The organism is Marinobacter sediminum (assembly GCF_023657445.1).
Lineage (GTDB): Bacteria > Pseudomonadota > Gammaproteobacteria > Pseudomonadales > Oleiphilaceae > Marinobacter > Marinobacter sediminum_A.
The window spans coordinates 2,921,132-2,938,444 of sequence record NZ_JAGTWY010000001.1; the positions used below are offsets into that span (position 1 = coordinate 2,921,132).

Here is a 17,313-nt window from a genome sequence, read left to right on the forward strand (position 1 = left end):
CTTTATTTCCAGCCTTGTAACAGGCGGGCGTAATTCAGTCGCTCCCAGGTCTGGGCGTTCGGGGCGTTCTCCATAGACAGAACGCCACGGGCTTCCGCCAGCGAGCTGTAACCCATCCCGGACAGCCGATGGTTCATTTCCTCGGTAATCCTTGCCAGGGCCCCGGCTCCCTCAGCCAATACGGCCGAGACCACCTGAACAGCAGTGGCGCCAGAGAGGATCGCCTTGGCCGCATCGTCGCCACTATGGACTCCGCCCGAGACGACCATTTCAAGGCCCGTCCGGCCAGACAGCATCGCAACCCCGTGCAATCGCAACGGCAACTCGGCACTGGAAGACAGCACCACTTCCCGGCTCAGGCTCAGTTCGTCCAGGTCCATATCCGGTTGGTAGAACCGGTTGAACAGCACCAGGCCCCGCGCACCCGCCGCTTCCACACCAGCCACAAAGGCGGGTAGTGCAGAATAGAAGGGCGACAACTTTACACTGACAGGAATAGTGACCTGCTCCACCACTGACCGAACCACATCCAGCTGGCGTCTCTCCAGAATTTCCGCTGTGTCGGCAGGATCCGTTGCCAGGTCGTAAAGGTTCAGTTCAATTGCCGCCGCACCGGCGTCTTCAAGCTCCCGGGCATGCCGGGTCCAGCCTCCGGGCGATATACCATTAAGTGATGCAACTACCGGCACACCCAGGGAGGTGCGGAGCCGTTCCAGGCGCCGGAGATAACTCCCGGACCCCATTTCAAATACCTCGGACTCCGGAAAAAACGAGCGCGCCTCGGCGTCCATGTTGATACGCGAGTCAATAAAACGGTGCGCGGCCATCTGTTCGGCCACCAACTGTTCCTCGAACAGCGAATGCATCACCACTGCCCCGGCGCCTGCATCAACACAAGCCTGCAATGCATCCAGGTCATCTGTCAGCGGGCTGGCGCCGACCACCAGGGGCGAACGAAGCTCCAGCCCCAGCCAATGGGTTGCCAGTTCAGTCATGACGTTCACCCTTTTGATTATCGGTCCCGGGGGATTCGTGGGGCTCAAAGTGAATGCCAGCAAGCTGTTTGTAGAGCTCCCTCTGTTCGGTCGCCGCTTCGGAGGCCGCGGTGACCAGCTGCTCATAACGGTCCGGATCCCTGAGCTCAAGCATGCGGAACCGAGCTTCCTCCTGCATGTAGGCTTTCATGGTCACCTTCTGGCGCAATGAGTCCAGCTGCAGGGGTGGCAACCCCTCGTGAATACGTCTGGGATCAAACCGGTAAAGCGGCCATGCCCAGCTATCCACTGCCCGGCGTTGCTGAGCCGGGGAGTGCACCAGATCGTAGCCGTGGGCGATGCAGGGGCTGTGGGCAATAATCAGTGCCGGACCATCATAGCTTTCGGCCTCCTGCAAGGCTTTGGTGGTCTGATTGCTGTGGGATTGCATGGCAATCTGGGCTACGTACACATGGCCATAACTCATGGCCAGCAGGCCCAGGTCTTTCTTGCGGGTTTCCTTGCCGGCTGCGGCAAACTTGGCAATCGCCCCCATCGGAGTGGCCTTCGATTGCTGCCCCCCGGTGTTGGAATACACCTCGGTATCCAGCACCAGCAATTTCAGATTCTGGCCCGAAGCCAGAGCGTGGTCGAGACCGCCATAGCCAATGTCATAGGCCCAACCGTCACCACCGATCACCCACACACTCTTCGGGCACAGTTCATCGGCCAGGCTGTCCAGCTCCCGTGCTTCCGGCGCCTGCTGGTCCGTCAGCCAGTCCCGAAGCCTGCTCACGGCCTCACGCCTTGAAGCCATAGCGGCTTCGTCACTGGTGGTGCAGGTGCTGGTCAGATCGCTATAAAGCCCTTCCGGAAGATGTTCCTGAAGCCGATCCAGCAACTGCCGCGCCCGGCCTACCAGCTTGTTAAGCCCAAGGCGCATGCCCAGACCGAGTTCAGCTGCATCCTCAAACAACGAGTTATTCCAGGATGGCCCCCTGCCATCGGCATTCACGGTGTACGGGGTGGTCGGCAGATTGCCACCGTAGATCGAGGAACAGCCGGTGGCGTTGGCAATCAGCAGGCGATCGCCCAGCAACTGCGTCAGCAGGCGAATGTAGGGCGTCTCACCGCAGCCGGCGCAGGCACCGGAATACTCGAACAGGGGAATAAGCAGCGGTAACGATTTGAAGTCCCGGGGAACACGCTCTCTGGGCACCTCCGGCAAGTTGCGCAAGAACTTCAGGTTTTCAGCCTCGGCCTCCCGGTGTTCTTCGAGGGGCTGCATGTTGATCGCTTTCCGCTTGGGCTGGGTGCGGTCTTTCGCGGGGCACACCTCGACACACAAACCGCAGCCGGTACAGTCATCCGGTGCTACCTGAATCCGGTAGTCGAGCCCCTCCAGTTCCGGCGTATGCGTCTCGGGTACGGCCTCGAAGGTTTCGGGAGCATCCTTGCCGGTGTCCGGCTCAAAGACTTTGCTGGTGATCGCGGTGTGAGGGCAGATCATCGCACAGAAGTTGCACTGCACACACAGGTCGGATTCCCAGATCGGGATTTCCTGAGCGATGGCTCGCTTCTCGAACTGACTGGTGCCGGTTGGCCAGGTGCCGTCCGGCGGGAAGGCACTGACTGGCAGCTTGTCGCCCTGCCCCTCCAGCAGCAACCGGGTAACCTTCTGCACAAAATCGGGCGCATCCTCCGGCACTCTCGGCGGTCGGGTGCGGGTTGCCGTTACCTTTTCAGGCACCGGCACTTCGTGCAGATTGGCCAGGGCGGAATCCACCGCTTCCACATTGCGGCGAACCACCTCCGGCCCTCGACGACCCCACGTCTGACGAATGGACTCCTTGATGCGGTCGATGGCTTCATCACGGGGCAGGATGTCTGCGAGGGCGAAGAAACACACCTGCATAACGGTATTGATGCGCCGCTCCAGCCCCGCCCTCTCCGCCACTTCCGCAGCATCGATGATGTACAGTCGTATCTTGCGCTCTAGCAGGACCCGTTGGACCTCTACCGATAACCGGTTCCAGACCTCATCCTTTGGCCAGGGCACATTCAGCAGTACCGTTGCCCCTTGAGCCGCGTGTTCCAGAACATCAAAACGCTCAAGAAACTGGGGCGCATGAATGGCAACGAACTGTGCCTTCCGGATCTGGTAACTGGACCGGATTGGCAGCGGGCCAAAACGCAGGTGGGAAACCGTTGTGGCTCCGGACTTCTTGGAGTCGTAAACAAAATGGCCCTGGGCAAACAGGTCGGTACCCTCTCCCAGGATTTTGATACTGGCCTTGTTACTACTGACCGTTCCGTCGGCGCCCAGACCGAAGAACAGGGCGCGGCGGGTTTTAGGTGACTCGATATCCAACTCGTTGTCGACGTCAAGGGAGAGATGGCTGACATCGTCGCGGACACCGACGGTAAAGCGGGTTTTCAATGCCTCAGCTTTCAGCTCATCGAAGATGGCGCATACCATGGCCGGGGTAAATTCCCGGGAGGACAAACCATAGCGACCACCGATCACCCGCGGCAGTACCTCACGCTCACCCCGACTGTAGGCCTCCATCAATGCGCCGCTGACTTCCAGTAACAGTGGCTCACCCTGGGCACCGGGCTCTTTGGTCCGGTCCAGTATCGCCAGGTGCCTCACGCTCTCGGGTAAAGCCTGCAGGAAACGATCGGTGGCGAAGGGCCGGAACAGGCGCACCTTGAGTACACCGACCTTTTCTCCTTGCTCGAGCAGCCAATCCACGGTCTCGTGGGCACACTCGGCGCCGGAGCCCATCAGGACAACCACCCTCTCTGCCTCCGGGTGGCCCACATAATCGAACAAGCGGTACTGCCGACCGGTAATCCCGGCAAACCGCTCCATCACAGCTTCCAGATGATTCGGGAAAGCCTGATAAAACGGATTGGTAGCCTCCCGGGATTGGAAAAACGCATCGGGATTCTGTGACGTGCCCCGCACCACCGGCCGATCCGGCGTCATCCGACGATTCCGGTGCGCTTCCAATCCATCATGGGGTACCAGGGCCTGCAAGTCCTCATCGCTCAGGGCTGCAATCTTGGATATTTCATGGGAAGTTCGGAAACCATCGAAGAAGTGCATTACCGGTACCCGGCTATCCAGGGATACCGCGTGGCCGATCGCCGCGAGATCCTGGGCTTCCTGAACCGATCCGGAGGCCAGAAGAGCAAAGCCGGTTCCGCGAGCCGTCATTACATCGGAGTGATCACAGAAAATTGACAGGGCATGAGTCGCAACACTGCGGGCGGCAATGTGCATACAGAAAGGCGAAAGCTCACCCGCAATCTTGAACAGGTTGGGCAGCATGAGCAGCAGCCCCTGAGACGCGGTGAAGGTCGTCACCAGCGAGCCCGCCTGAAGGGCCCCGTGCATCGTTCCGGCCGCGCCGGCTTCCGACTGCATTTCCACCACACTGGGCACCTGCCCCCAGAGGTTGGGCTTGCCCAGAGCAGCCCAGTCATCAGCGTGCTCACCCATCACTGAGGCCGGGGTAATCGGGTAAATGGCAATGGTTTCGCTCAGGCGGTAAGCCACCGAAGCCACGGCTTCATTGCCGTCGAGGGTGCGGAACTTCATGGCCACGACTCCTTGTGATCAGGCCGACAGACTGTTTTGAGTCTAGTAGCGACCGACACAACCGCAAGTCATCTATCCGCTACCGAATCTGATCGTGACAGCACTTCCGGACCGTCGTATCGTGGACCACGTTGCATTGCCTAGCGAAAACGATAACTGTCTATCCGTAACGAGGAGAAGCAGACGTGACTCAGGAAGAACTTGAGCGGTTCCGAAATCTCTTGCTGAAACTTCAGGAAGACCTGCGTTCAACCAGTAAAGTCCGGGATGAAACGAGCGAAACCGTTCATCTGGACCAGCAAAGTGTTGGCCGGCTGTCCCGGATGGATGCCCTGCAGGGCCAGGCCCTGGCAAAAGCAGGCAAAGAACGGGCGGAACGCCAGCTACGACAGATTGAGGCGGCGCTCGTGCGAATCGACAAAGACGAATACGGGGACTGTATGGAGTGTGGTGAGACCATCAATCCGAAGCGGCTGGAAATTGATCCTACCACGCTCTACTGCATTGAGTGCGCAAGCTAACCCGGCTGCGACTCAAACCTCGATTTGCTCAGCGACCACAAACCAAATACCGGCCCGGGGACCAGCAACAACACCACCCAGACCCCCAACTGCCCCCACAAACCACTGGTCAGCCAGATGGCTGGCAATGTCAGGCCAAACCCGACCGCATTCATCACCGCCAGCGATGAACCCACCGATTCCCGGGGCGCTGTCGCAGCAGCCAGGGCAGAAAACTGGGGCGAATCTGCGATCACCGCAACGCCCCAGACAAACAGCAGGACAATCAATAGCACCGGCGACAGCCCGCTTAACCAGGGGTACAGCAGGCAGACAATTCCTGAAAGCATCAGGGCTCGCCAGGCCACCCATTCGCTCCCCTTGGTGCGGCTGAGTCTGCCGCCACCGATACAGCCGACTGCACCTACACCGATAATGGCAAAAGCCAGCCAGGGGATGGCCCCGTCATCAGCACCTAAACGCTGCAGCTCCCGGCCAATCAGCAAAGGCGTCAGCGTCCAGAAGGCATAAAGCTCCCACATATGCCCAAAGTAGCCACCGGCGACCGCCCGAAACCTCGGTATACGCAATGCGGCCAGGCCCTGACTCAAGGGTATGGGGCCACTGCTTTTGGGCAGATGCGGCCCATCACCCAACAGAAACACCATGGCGCCGCCGGCCAGGGCCAGCACAGATGCCACCAATAATGGCAACTCCCAGGGCATTCCGAATGTGGCACCCCGCATAAGATGGGGTAATGCCGTACCCAGGGTGAGCATTCCCACCAGCCACGCCAGGGCCGCCCCGGCGTATTTCGGAGTCCAGGCAATCACCATTTTCATCCCGAGCGGATATATGCCCGCCAGGCAGAGGCCGGTGGCAAACCGCAAAATGAAGTCCAGGGGTGGAAGGTGGGCGGCGAAGACAAATCCCCCATTAGCCAGTGCCCCCAGCAGGCTCGACACCGCAAAGATCCGGCTGGCGCCAAACCGGTCGGCCAGCCCCGTTACAGCAATGGTGAGAGTGCCGACAATAAACCCGCCCTGAACCGCCAGTGTCAGCCGGCCAAGGTCGACTTCGTTAAGACCCAGCTCTCCGGAAAGCGATAACCACACGCCGTTAATGCTGAACCACAACGAAGTACCGAACAGCTGGGCAAGCACAATGACCGGCAACGGGAAGCGCCGAATTAAATCAATCATTATTGTTGTCTTCTTTATTGAGTGGTGCCCCTCAAGACTATAGCGAGGAAACCAGAAGAGCACATGCTACTTTGGTGCTTTGCTAATGATCAGCCAAACTTTCCGGAAATAGGAGTATCCTCTCCGGAAGTTATTCATCACCCACTCAGCAATTTTCTTTCATCACCAATCAAAGGATGCTGCGAGACATGCTTGAGCTTTTCGCTCAGCTGGCCAACTGGCTGACATACGACCTGATGGAACTGAGCCCTGAAACCAGGCTGGGCACTTCCGTCCACTTCTTCATTGAGGACACCACCAAGATCCTGTTTCTGCTGGTGGTAATGATCTATGTGATTGCGCTGGCGCGAGCCTCGCTCAACCTGGAGCGCGTGCGCGCCTATATTCAGCAAAAGAACCAGATGGTTGGCTATGTTTTCGGTTCCGGCTTTGGCGCCATCACACCGTTTTGTTCCTGTTCCAGCATTCCCCTGTTCCTGGGCTTTACCAGCGCCGGCATCCCGCTGGGTATCACCATGGCATTCCTGTTTACCTCGCCCATCATCAATGAAGTCGCAGTAATCATGCTCTGGAGCCTGCTGGGCTGGAAGTTCACCCTGGCCTACGTTGTGATCGGCATGGCGGCGGGCATCGTCGGCGGCATGATCCTGGATGCGGTCAAGGGTGAGCGCTGGCTGAAGGATTTTGCCGCCAAGGCTTACCAGAAGGCGGCCCAGCAAACCGGGGATGCATCAGAAGGTTCGCCGGTGCCCGAGGCACCTAAGCTATCGATGTCCGAAAGGCATCAGTTTGCCAAAGACGAACTGAAGGAAATTGTCGGCCGAATCTGGAAATGGGTGCTGATCGGCGTTGGTCTTGGCGCCGCCCTGCACGGCTTCGTACCGGATGACTGGTTTGCCGAGAACCTGGGCTCCGGCGAATGGTGGAGCGTGCCAGCCGCAGTTTTTGCCGGCCTGCCCCTATACTCCAACGCAACCGGCGTGATTCCGGTAATGGAAAGCCTGATCGTCAAGGGGCTGCCAGTGGGCACGACCCTGGCCTTCTGTATGAGTACCGTGGCTGCAAGCTTTCCGGAATTCATCATGCTCAAGCAGGTAATGACCTTCCGCCTGCTGGCTATGATCTTTGCCATTCTGCTCGCCAACTTCATGGTGGTCGGCTGGGTGATTAACATGATCAGTCCCTGGCTTTTTTCCGGGTTCTGACTATCAATGACTGAACGTCGTGCCTGACAGGAGAGAAACGATGAAAACGTTTGAAGTACTTGGTACCGGTTGCAAGAAATGCGTTAACACAGCCGAAAAAATTGAGCAGGTTGCCCGCGAACTTAACGAGGAAGTAGAGGTCACCAAGGTCACTGATCCGGAGAAGATCATGGAGTATCAGGTGATGTCGACGCCAGCCGTGGCGGTTGACGGCAAAGTGGTCCACAGCGGTTCTATTCCCGAGCACGACAAGATAGTTGGCTGGCTCAACGCCTGAAACTGACAGGCTGAAATAGCGATTGCATAAACGCCACTCAAAAGGCAACCAGCCCATAAATAAGGGAGTGTCTTTCAGTCAGGCGACCGATGCGGCCAAATCCGCTAATTCCGACTTTGATCTTGCTCATGGCGTGCTCCTCAAGGGTCTATTCAATCCATGAAACCGCGTGATGACTACACGCATTGCCGGCCGACTCTGCAAAAATGCCGAACGGCCCGTATTGGTAGTTCCGGCCTGAATTGACCAACATCAATAAAAACTGAAATCGACCCTGGATACGATGGCACAAATCAAAATCACGACCTAAAGTTGTACAAAGTTTATACAACAAATGGGGGCCATGGGCAGCTGTAGCGGTGACCCCAAAACAAGAAAGGGAGAGTGCAATGAAACTTTCAAGGAGACGGTTTCTTGCCTTCACTGGCACAACCGCAGCTGGTTCCGTCGCCCTTGGCGGCAGCCTGATCCTGAACCCTGCCCACGCCGCTGAGGACAACCAACAACCCGGCAAAGTGTTGCTGGACTATCCGAAAACCACCATCAGCAAAGCTGCTGACCTGACGGTCGGCCAGCCGGTTTCCTTCACCTATCCGGATGCCTCCTCACCCTGCACCCTGGTCAAAACCGGTCGCAAAACTCAGGGGGGAGTGGGACCGGATGGCGATATTGTCGCCTACAGCACTCTGTGCACCCATATGGGTTGCCCCGTCTCTTATTCGGCCGAGGAGCGCACCTTCAAGTGCCCCTGCCATTTCAGCGTGTTTGATTCCGAGCTAAATGGCCAGATGGTGTCCGGTCAGGCCACGGAAAATCTGCCCCGGATTCTCCTGAGCTACCAGGATTCGGATGATTCCATTGAGGCCGTGGGCGTGGGAGGTCTGATCTACGGTCGCCAGTCCAATCTTCTGCCGGGCGCCTGAGGGAGGGATACACCATGTTTGAATACAAGAAGGACCGGATCGCACTGCCACCGGCCAACGCCAAGAAAACCCAGACTTGTTGCCATTTCTGCATTGTCGGCTGCGGTTACCATGTCTACAAATGGCCCGCAGATGAGGAAGGTGGTTTGGCCCCCGAGCAAAACGCACTTGGCCTGGATTTCCGCCAGCAGCTACCACCCCTAGCAGCCACAATGACCCAGGCCATGACCAACGTTATCCAGGACGAGGATGGCAGTTACCACCGGATCATGATCGTGCCGGACAGGGACTGCAAAGTGAACAGTGGGCTGGCATCAACGCGGGGCGGCCAGATGGCGTCGATCATGCACTCGCCCCAGACGCCGGTAGGCAGTCAGCGATTGAAATACCCGCGGGTGTTCGCCGGCGATGAATGGCGGGATACCAGCTGGGATCAGGCCATCGCCCTGTATAGCCATCTGACCAAGCGCATTCTCGATGATGACGGCTCCGACCAGCTGATGTTCAACCTGTTCGATCATGGCGGTGCCGGAGGTGGCTTCGAGAACACCTGGGGCACCGGCAAACTGATTTTCACCGGCCTCGGCAGCAAGATGGTGCGGATTCACAACCGCCCCGCCTATAACTCTGAGTGCCACGCCACCCGGGACATGGGCATCGGCGAGCTGAACAACAGCTATGAAGACGCCCGGATGGCCGATTGCATCTTCTCCATTGGCGCTAACGCCTACGAGACCCAGACCAACTACTTCCTCAATCACTGGCTACCCAGCCTCCAGGGCCAGACCACGGACAAAAAGCGGGCCGTCTATGAGGACGGTGAGACCGTCCAGCAGACAAAGATCATTATGGTCGATCCTCGTCGGTCCCTCACCGTCGCCCTTCTAGAGCAGGCTGTTGGCAAGGATAACCTCCTGTTTCTGGATATTGAACCGGGCACCGATACCGCTCTGTTCAATGGCCTGCTGACGTACGTGGTGGATCAGGGCTGGCACGACAAGGACTTTATAGACGCACACACCACCGGCTTCGAGGACGCCCTGAAGGCCAACCGCATGAGCCTGGACGAAACCGGCAGAATTACTGGCGTCAGCAAGGACAAAATCATCAAAGCCGCAGAGTGGGCATACAAGCCAAAAGCCTCCGGCCACCAACCCCGAACCATGCATGGCTATGAAAAGGGCATCATCTGGGGCAATGACAATTACCGCATTCAGTCGGCGCTGGTGGACCTGGTGCTGGCAACCCATAACGTGGGGCGCCGGGGAACCGGGGTGGTCCGGATGGGCGGCCACCAGGAAGGCTATTGCCGCCCGCCCTATCCGGGTGGCCGTCCGGCTCCCTATGTGGACCAGGAGATCATCCAGGGTAACGGCCAGATGCTTACGGTCTGGGCCTGCAATGCCTTCCAGACTACCCTGAATGCAGAACAGTACCGAAACGAAGTCCTTCGCCGCAGTGACATTGTCAAACAGGCCCTGCGCAAGGTCCGGGGTGCCGGCCCGGAAAAGATGGCGGACGTTATCCACAAGGCGGTAAAGGAAGACGGTGGGCTGTTTATTACCGTAATCGACCTTTATCCCACCAAGTTTGCCGAAGCGGCTCACTTGCTGCTTCCGGCTGCGCATCCCGGTGAAATGAACCTGACCTCCATGAATGGCGAGCGGCGCCTGCGTCTGTCCGAGAGGTTTATGGACCCTCCGGGTAATGCCAGGCCGGACTGCCTGATCGCCGCAGACATGGCCAATGCCCTGCACAAGCTGTACGAAGCCGAAGGTAACACCGAAATGGTCAAGCGCTTTGACGGCTTCGACTGGAAAACTGAGGAGGACGCCTTCAACGACGGTTTTCGGCGCGCCGGCCAGCCCGGAGCACCACGCATCGATAGCCAGGGCGGCCCCACCGGTCATCTGGCCACCTACGAACGGCTCCGTGCTGCCGGTAATAACGGCGTTCAGCTACCGATCAAGGAATACAAGGACGGCCAGCTGATCGGTACGGAAATGCTGTACACCAACAACACGTTCGATACCGACGACGGCAAGGCACACTTCCAGGCCGCGCCCTGGAATGGCATGCCTGATGTCGTGGAAGAGCAACGTAAGAAGTACCGTTTCTGGATTAACAACGGCCGGACTAATCAGATCTGGCAAACCGCTTACCACGACCAGCACGTGGAATTCCGTCGTGGCCGCTATCCGATGGCCCCGCTGGAAATCAACCCGGGCGATGCCAAGGATCTTGGCATTGAGTCGGGCGACCTGGTAGAGCTGTTCAACGACTACGGCGCGACAACGGCCATGGCGTATCTGGAGCCGGACATCAAGCAGGGCCATGTATTCATGGAGGCGATGTACTTCAACTCCGTCATGGGCGACCTGGTGACGCCTTGGACCGACCGGAATATCATCCCCTACTACAAAGGAACCTGGGCGGATGTCCGCCGTGTCGGACGGATTGGGGACTACGCCGACAAGGTGAGTTTCAAGCGCCGACGGTACGTTTGAATGTCTGCCGGGTGCCCCAACGGGTACCCGGCTTTTTTGTCTCCTAGTGTAACTGTTCAGTCCCTGCTCTCCCTGCTACTATCGCCACCTGCTTCCATCGCCGCACTGTCAGACAACGGATTCAAGATATGGATTTTTTCCAGGCCCTTTTCCTTGGTCTTCTCCAGGGGCTGACCGAATTCCTCCCCATTTCGAGCTCAGCCCACCTCATCCTGGTTCCTGCATTCTTTGGCTGGACTGATCAAGGTGTGGGGTTCGATCTCTCGGTTCACCTGGGCACCTTATTGGCAGTCGTTCTGTACTTCCGGCGAGACGTCTTCGGCATTGCCCGGGATGGCCTGATCTCCATGGCACAACGCAAATTAGTCGGCCAGGGCGCGTTGGCCTGGTACCTGGTGATCGGCACCATTCCCGCGGGCCTGGCCGGTTTGGCGTTGCTCGATATGATTGACAATGAGCTTCGGGCGGTGGAAGTGATCTTCGCCACAACCCTGGTGTTCGGCATTCTACTGGGTCTCGCTGACTGGCTGCCCAAGCGCCATCGAAATCTTGATAGCCTGAACTGGAAAGACGCTGCCATCGTTGGTATTGCCCAGGCAATGGCACTGGTGCCGGGCACGTCCCGCTCAGGCGTCACCATCACCGCCGGCCTGTTCCTGGGCATGACTCGGGAGACCGCCTCCCGGTTCTCCTTTCTGCTGGCCATTCCTATCATCGTTCTGGCAGGGGGTGTCAAACTCCTGGAAGTCGCAACGTCTGATGTCATCGTGGACTGGAGTGGTTTCTTGATCGGTGGCGTGACGTCTTTCCTGATGGCGATCACGGCCATCCACTTCTTCCTGAAGTGGCTCAACAAGGTTGGGATGTGGCCGTATGTGATCTACAGAATCGTTTTGGCCGGCGTAATTTACGTGGTTCTGATGTAAAGGCGGCAAGCGTTCCGTCTGAAGCACAGGGTTGGGTAGGCCTTTCCAAAACTGTGCGGAGCCATGGATGGCGGAGCTCAAGCGTCACATGGACGTGCCGCAAGGAGCGTGTTTTGGAAAGGCCTACCCAACCCTGTGCCCCCTGAAACTAACAGGCTTCCAGGGGCGCATAAGCCAGCACCAGCCACTTGGCACCCTCATCGAAGTTCACCTGTACCCGAGTATGGTGCCCGGTTCCCTCAGAGTTCATAACGATGCCCTCGCCAAACTTAGGATGCCGGACTCGCTGACCCAGGCTGAACCCGGACTGCTGGGCTGAATCCTGACTGAACAGGCTTTCGTTGGGCCGCTGAACCATGGCCGGACGGGTCACAGTATTTCTCAGGCGGACTTCCTGCAGGCAGTCGCCGGGAATTTCACGAACAAACCGGGACAGTGCGTTGAATTTCTCCTGGCCATACAGGCGGCGAGATTCTGCGTAAGTGAGCACCAGCTTTTTCATGGCGCGGGTGATGCCGACATAGGCCAGACGGCGTTCCTCCTCCATCCGGCCCGGCTCTTCCAGCGACATTCCGTGCGGGAACAGCCCTTCTTCCACACCGGCCAGGAATACCAGCGGAAACTCCAGGCCCTTGGCGGAGTGAAGTGTCATTAACTGCACGCTGTCTTCGTGAGCTTCCGCCTGGGATTCACCAGCATCCAGAGCCGCCTGGGCAATAAATTCCGACAGCGGGTCCACACCCTCTTCCACTTCAAAGTCAGAGAGGGCATTCACCAGTTCTTCAAGGTTCTCAACCCGGGCCTGCCCCTTCTCGCCCTTTTCGCTGGCGTGGTAACCCTTCAGACCGCTGTCTTCAATCGTCTGTTTCATCAGACCATGCAACGTGGCATCGCCCACCATGCCAGACAGGCCCTCGATAATCGCAATGAACGACTGTAACCCGGTCTTGGCCCTACCTTTTACCTGGCCCGCTTCCAGCAATCGCTCCGCCGACTCCCAGAGCGAGATGCTCTGTTCGGTCGCGTACTCCCGAAGCTCGGCCAGACTCTTGGCTCCGATGCCCCGAGGCGGCACATTCACCACCCGCTCAAAGGCCGCGTCGTCCCGGCGGTACTGCACCAGCCTTAAATAGGCCAGTGCATTTCGGATTTCCTGACGGTCGTAGAACCGCAGACCGCCGTAGACCCGATATGGAATCCCCTGACGCATCAGCGCTTCTTCGAGCACCCGCGACTGGGCGTTGGAACGATAAAGAATTGCGGACTCACTGCGTAAATTGCCATCCAGAACCCAGGAGGAAATGCTGTCGGCGATGTAGTTGGCTTCGTCCTGCTCGTTGAACGCGGCGTACAGACTGATGGGTTCGCCATCCGGCCCGTCGGTCCAGAGTTCCTTGCCCAATCGCCCCTGATTGTTGGCAATAACCGCATTGGCGGCTTTCAGGATCATCTGGGTCGAACGGTAATTCTGTTCCAGGCGCACCAGTCGTGCGTTGGGGAAGTCCCGCTGGTACTGCTGGATGTTCTCGATCTTGGCGCCGCGCCAGCCGTAGATGGACTGGTCGTCATCACCCACCACGGTCAGTGGCACACGGTTGTTCGCAAGCACCTGCAACCAGGCATACTGAATCGTATTGGTATCCTGAAACTCGTCCACCAGAATGTGCTGGAACCGTTTCTGGTAATGGGCCAGCAGCTCGGGCCGGTGCAGCCAGAGTTCATGGGAACGCAGCAAGAGCTCGCCAAAATCCACCAAACCACCCAGCTGACAGAGCTTTTCGTACTGGCGATAGATCTTAAGCATGGTCGAGATGAAGTGATCACCCGGATTCTCCTGGATATGATCCGCCCGCAGGCCTTCATCCTTCTGGCTGTTAATGAACCACTGAGCCTGTTTCGGTGGCCAGCGGCTCTCATCAATCTGGTTTTCCCGCATCACCCGCTTGATCAGTCGCAACTGATCATCGCTGTCCAACACCTGGAAATTCTCCGGCAACCCGGCGTCCTGGTAGTGCGCGCGCAGCAGCCGGTGGGCAATGCCATGGAAAGTACCAAACCAGAGACCCCGGGCCGGAATGTCCATCATCTGCTCAATGCGATAACGCATTTCCCTGGCGGCCTTGTTGGTAAAGGTTACCGCCAGGATCCCGGTGGGTGGCACCCGGTCTACGGTCATCAACCACGCAATCCGATGCACCAGTACCCGCGTCTTGCCACTGCCGGCGCCCGCAAGCACCAAGAGGTGATCATTCTGGGCGGTTACGGCCTCACGCTGGGCGTCATTGAGAGGATCGATAATGTGGGAGACATCCATAGGGAAACGTTCGCTACTGGTTAAATAAACAGGAGTGGAAGTATAACAGGAGAAAAAACGGATTTCCGCGGGCTTGGGTGAGCCCTCTGACTTCTGGCGAGTCGCGCGCGAGCAGGCCCCTTTTCAGGACACGCTACGAGCACATCCATGTGCGCTTGGGTGTGGCCTTCCCTGGCCACACACAGTCCTGAAAAGGGGCCCGCTCTCGCACTTTTCCATGTATGAGAGAAAGCTTTTCTGTTAAAAGCCTCTGGGCACAGTCTGCGCTTCTACGAACTCAAACAGACCTTCCAGACCACCCTCGCGGCCAATGCCGGAGGCTTTCATGCCGCCAAACGGCGCTTCCGGCGTAGGACCAGTACCGGTGTTCCAGCCACAGTGTCCGAAACGCAGCCCCGCCGCAACACGCTGGGCGCGCTCGGCATCACCGGTGAACACGTAAGAGGCCAAGCCAAACTCGGTATCGTTACCGGCCTCAATCACCTCTTCCTCAGTGCGGAACAGTGCCATCGGCACCAGCGGGCCAAATGTTTCTTCCCGATAGCAGAACATATCGCTGGTCACATCGGTCACAACCGTTGGGGGAAAGAACAGGTCATTGCCAAGCTCTTCCGGCTTTTTACCCGCAACCAGCCCGGCGCCTTTTTCCAGTGCGTCTTCAAGGTGTCGTTTCACCTTGTCGAAGCCGGCCTTGTTAATCAGCGGCCCGAGATCAACACCACCGTTGATACCGTCACCGACGGTCATCTTGTTCACACGCTCGGCGAGTTTCTCGCCAAAGGCATCGGCCACTTTCTCGTGCACAAAGATCCGGTTGGCACAAACACAGGTCTGGCCACCTCCACGGAACTTGTTGGCAATCAGGTTATCCGCTGCGGCATCCAGGTCGGCATCATCAAAGACGATGAACGGCGCATTGCCACCCAGTTCCAGGGCCAGCTTCTTGACCTGCTCGGCGGTATCCTGAATCAGCTTGCGACCAACCTCGGTGGAGCCGGTAAAGCTCAGCATGGGCACGTCCGGACTCTCGCACAGGACCTTGCCAATCACGCTGGCCTTACCCATCACCAGATTGACCATGCCGTCCGGCATGTCGGTGTGCTTGTCCATCAGACTGAACAGGGCGACCATCGTCAGCGGGGTTTCGCTGGCCGGTTTAATCACCGACGGACAACCAGCAGCAAGCGCGGCCGAAAGCTTCTTGGCAATCATGCCGATCGGGAAGTTCCAGGGGGTAATCAGGCCGGTAACACCAACCGGGCGATAATGAACCGTCCAGGTGCAGTCCTTGGGCTTTTCCGGAATCGTGTGGGCATCCAGTGCCTGAATATGCTTGGAGCAGTAATCGAAGAAGCCGGCGGCGTAATCAACCTCACCCTGGGCCTCCTGCAACGGCTTGCCGTGCTCCATACACAGGATCCGCCCTACTTCTTCCTTGTTTGCCTTGAGGGCATCGCGAATATCTTCCAGCCACTTCCTGCGGGTCTCAATGGAATACGGACTGGTCAGTCGAAGCGCCGACTTGCCGGCAGCAACCGCCGCCTTTACCTCGTCCTCAGACATGGAGGCCGCCTGCGCGATCACCTCACCCGTGGCCGGGTTGTAGACATCGAAGGTGTTGCCCTGTGCATTATCAGTCCAGCGACCGCCGATGTAGCCGGTCAGCTTTTCCAGCAGTGGTGACTCGATCATCTCGGCTCCTCTTCTGTAAGTAGCTCTATCCCTGCCGGGACAGTGTTGCGTCAGTTGAATATGTCTTCCATAGTGGATGCTGAATCTCTGGCTGTAAAGTCAATCGCGAGGCTTTTGAACATCCTCCGACTGCGCCTATACTCGGAGCATCAAAAACCAAAGAGGTCGGATAATGAAAGCGTTTTTCCATCCCGCTCAGGATCAGCATATTCCCAAGACCTACTTCACCCGGGGTCAGATGCGCCAGCCGCAAGAAATACCTGACCGTACCGGTCAGATGCTGGAAGGTTTGAAGGAAATGGGGGTATCCATTCTGCAGCCATCTGATCAGGGCGCCGCTCCGATCTCAAAGGTGCACGACCTGGGCTACCTCCGCTTCCTGGAATCGGCCCATCGGCGCTGGATGAAAATGGGTGACTGGGGCGAAGAGGTCATTTCAAATATCTTTGTCCGGTCCCCCAATCACCTGACGGGTATTCTGGCCGAGGCCGCCCGTTATCAGGCTGATGGCAGCTGCCCGATAGGCGAACACACCTGGCATGCAGCCTACTGGTCAGCACAGTCTGCCCTGGGCGCAGCCGACGCACTTATTGCCGGAGACCGCACTTCCTACGCCGTTTGTCGTCCCCCGGGCCACCACGCCAGGAAGGATGCGGCGGGCGGTTTCTGTTACCTGAACAACGCCGCCATTGCCGCGGAGCATATGAAGAGCCGATTCCCCCGGATTGCCATCCTCGACCCGGACATGCACCACGGCCAGGGCATCCAGGAAATCTTCTACGATCGCAGCGATGTGCTTTACGTATCGATTCATGGCGATCCAACGAATTTTTACCCGGTTGTTTCCGGTTACGAAAACGAACGGGGTGAAGGAGAAGGCTTCGGTTACAACATCAACCTGCCGATGCCCCATGGCTCGTCCGAAGACGATTTTTTCGAAAAACTGGACGAGGCCCTGGCCGCCATCAAACTGTATCAGCCGGATGCCCTGATCCTAACGCTTGGTTTCGACATCTACAAAAACGACCCGCAGGCCAAAGTGTCGGTATCTACGGAGGGCTTCTGCCGGTTAAGCACGCACATCCGCCAGCTTGGCTTACCGACGCTGATCGTGCAGGAAGGTGGCTATGACCTGGACGCCCTCAGTGAAAACGTCCAGCAATTCTTCAAGGGACTGGCTGGTTAA

12 protein-coding genes are annotated in these 17,313 nt (G+C 58.0%); 7 read left to right on the forward strand and 5 right to left on the reverse strand.

Going from position 1 to position 17,313, the window contains the following annotated elements; translation table 11 throughout:
* Positions 1 to 2: 2 nt before the first annotated feature.
* Both KFJ24_RS13850 and nifJ read right to left on the reverse strand, forming a co-directional pair.
* On the reverse strand, positions 3 to 995 hold the full coding sequence (locus tag KFJ24_RS13850) for a dihydroorotate dehydrogenase-like protein (protein ID WP_250831675.1): 993 nt from the start codon (positions 993 to 995) through the stop codon (positions 3 to 5).
* Positions 988 to 4,581 carry a pyruvate:ferredoxin (flavodoxin) oxidoreductase gene (gene nifJ, locus KFJ24_RS13855; RefSeq protein WP_250831676.1) on the reverse strand — a complete coding sequence of 1,198 codons (3,594 nt, stop codon included), beginning with the start codon at positions 4,579 to 4,581 and terminating at the stop codon, positions 988 to 990. The genes KFJ24_RS13850 and nifJ overlap by 8 nt, the downstream gene beginning before the upstream one ends.
* 185 nt (positions 4,582 to 4,766) lie before the next feature.
* On the opposite strand from nifJ, the gene KFJ24_RS13860 reads away from it, so the two are divergent.
* On the forward strand, positions 4,767 to 5,102 hold the full coding sequence (locus KFJ24_RS13860; RefSeq protein WP_250831677.1) for a TraR/DksA family transcriptional regulator: 336 nt from the start codon (positions 4,767 to 4,769) through the stop codon (positions 5,100 to 5,102).
* Here the strand turns inward: KFJ24_RS13860 and KFJ24_RS13865 are convergent.
* Positions 5,099 to 6,283, reverse strand: coding sequence for an MFS transporter (locus tag KFJ24_RS13865; RefSeq protein WP_250831678.1), 1,185 nt, complete (start codon positions 6,281 to 6,283; stop codon positions 5,099 to 5,101). The two genes, KFJ24_RS13860 and KFJ24_RS13865, sit on opposite strands and share 4 nt — an antisense overlap.
* Before the next feature lie 188 nt (positions 6,284 to 6,471).
* Between KFJ24_RS13865 and KFJ24_RS13870 the strand changes: the two genes are divergently transcribed.
* The 5 genes from KFJ24_RS13870 (at position 6,472) to KFJ24_RS13890 (ending at position 12,121) form a co-directional block, all read left to right on the forward strand.
* Positions 6,472 to 7,488 carry a permease gene (locus KFJ24_RS13870; RefSeq protein WP_250831679.1) on the forward strand — a complete coding sequence of 339 codons (1,017 nt, stop codon included), beginning with the start codon at positions 6,472 to 6,474 and terminating at the stop codon, positions 7,486 to 7,488.
* Between the two features lie 40 nt (positions 7,489 to 7,528).
* The gene (locus tag KFJ24_RS13875) at positions 7,529 to 7,765 is read left to right on the forward strand and encodes a thioredoxin family protein (RefSeq protein WP_250831680.1); all 237 of its coding nucleotides are present in this window, start codon (positions 7,529 to 7,531) and stop codon (positions 7,763 to 7,765) included.
* A 389-nt stretch (positions 7,766 to 8,154) separates the two neighbouring features.
* Positions 8,155 to 8,688, forward strand: coding sequence for an arsenate reductase (azurin) small subunit (locus KFJ24_RS13880; RefSeq protein ID WP_250831681.1), 534 nt, complete (start codon positions 8,155 to 8,157; stop codon positions 8,686 to 8,688).
* Positions 8,689 to 8,702: 14 nt separating this feature from the next.
* Positions 8,703 to 11,195 carry an arsenate reductase (azurin) large subunit gene (locus KFJ24_RS13885; RefSeq protein ID WP_250831682.1) on the forward strand — a complete coding sequence of 831 codons (2,493 nt, stop codon included), beginning with the start codon at positions 8,703 to 8,705 and terminating at the stop codon, positions 11,193 to 11,195.
* A gap of 128 nt (positions 11,196 to 11,323) precedes the next feature.
* Positions 11,324 to 12,121, forward strand: coding sequence for an undecaprenyl-diphosphate phosphatase (locus KFJ24_RS13890; RefSeq protein WP_250831683.1), 798 nt, complete (start codon positions 11,324 to 11,326; stop codon positions 12,119 to 12,121).
* A 148-nt stretch (positions 12,122 to 12,269) separates the two neighbouring features.
* On the opposite strand, the gene uvrD is transcribed toward KFJ24_RS13890, so the two are convergent.
* Positions 12,270 to 14,435 carry a DNA helicase II gene (gene uvrD, locus KFJ24_RS13895; protein ID WP_250831684.1) on the reverse strand — a complete coding sequence of 722 codons (2,166 nt, stop codon included), beginning with the start codon at positions 14,433 to 14,435 and terminating at the stop codon, positions 12,270 to 12,272.
* A gap of 240 nt (positions 14,436 to 14,675) precedes the next feature.
* Positions 14,676 to 16,127: an NAD-dependent succinate-semialdehyde dehydrogenase gene (locus KFJ24_RS13900; RefSeq protein ID WP_250831685.1), complete on the reverse strand. Its 1,452-nt coding sequence runs from the start codon at positions 16,125 to 16,127 to the stop codon at positions 14,676 to 14,678.
* A 172-nt stretch (positions 16,128 to 16,299) separates the two neighbouring features.
* Here KFJ24_RS13900 and KFJ24_RS13905 point away from each other — a divergent pair, with 172 nt between their 5' ends.
* Positions 16,300 to 17,313, forward strand: a complete 1,014-nt coding sequence (locus tag KFJ24_RS13905) for a histone deacetylase family protein (protein WP_250831686.1) — start codon at positions 16,300 to 16,302, stop codon at positions 17,311 to 17,313.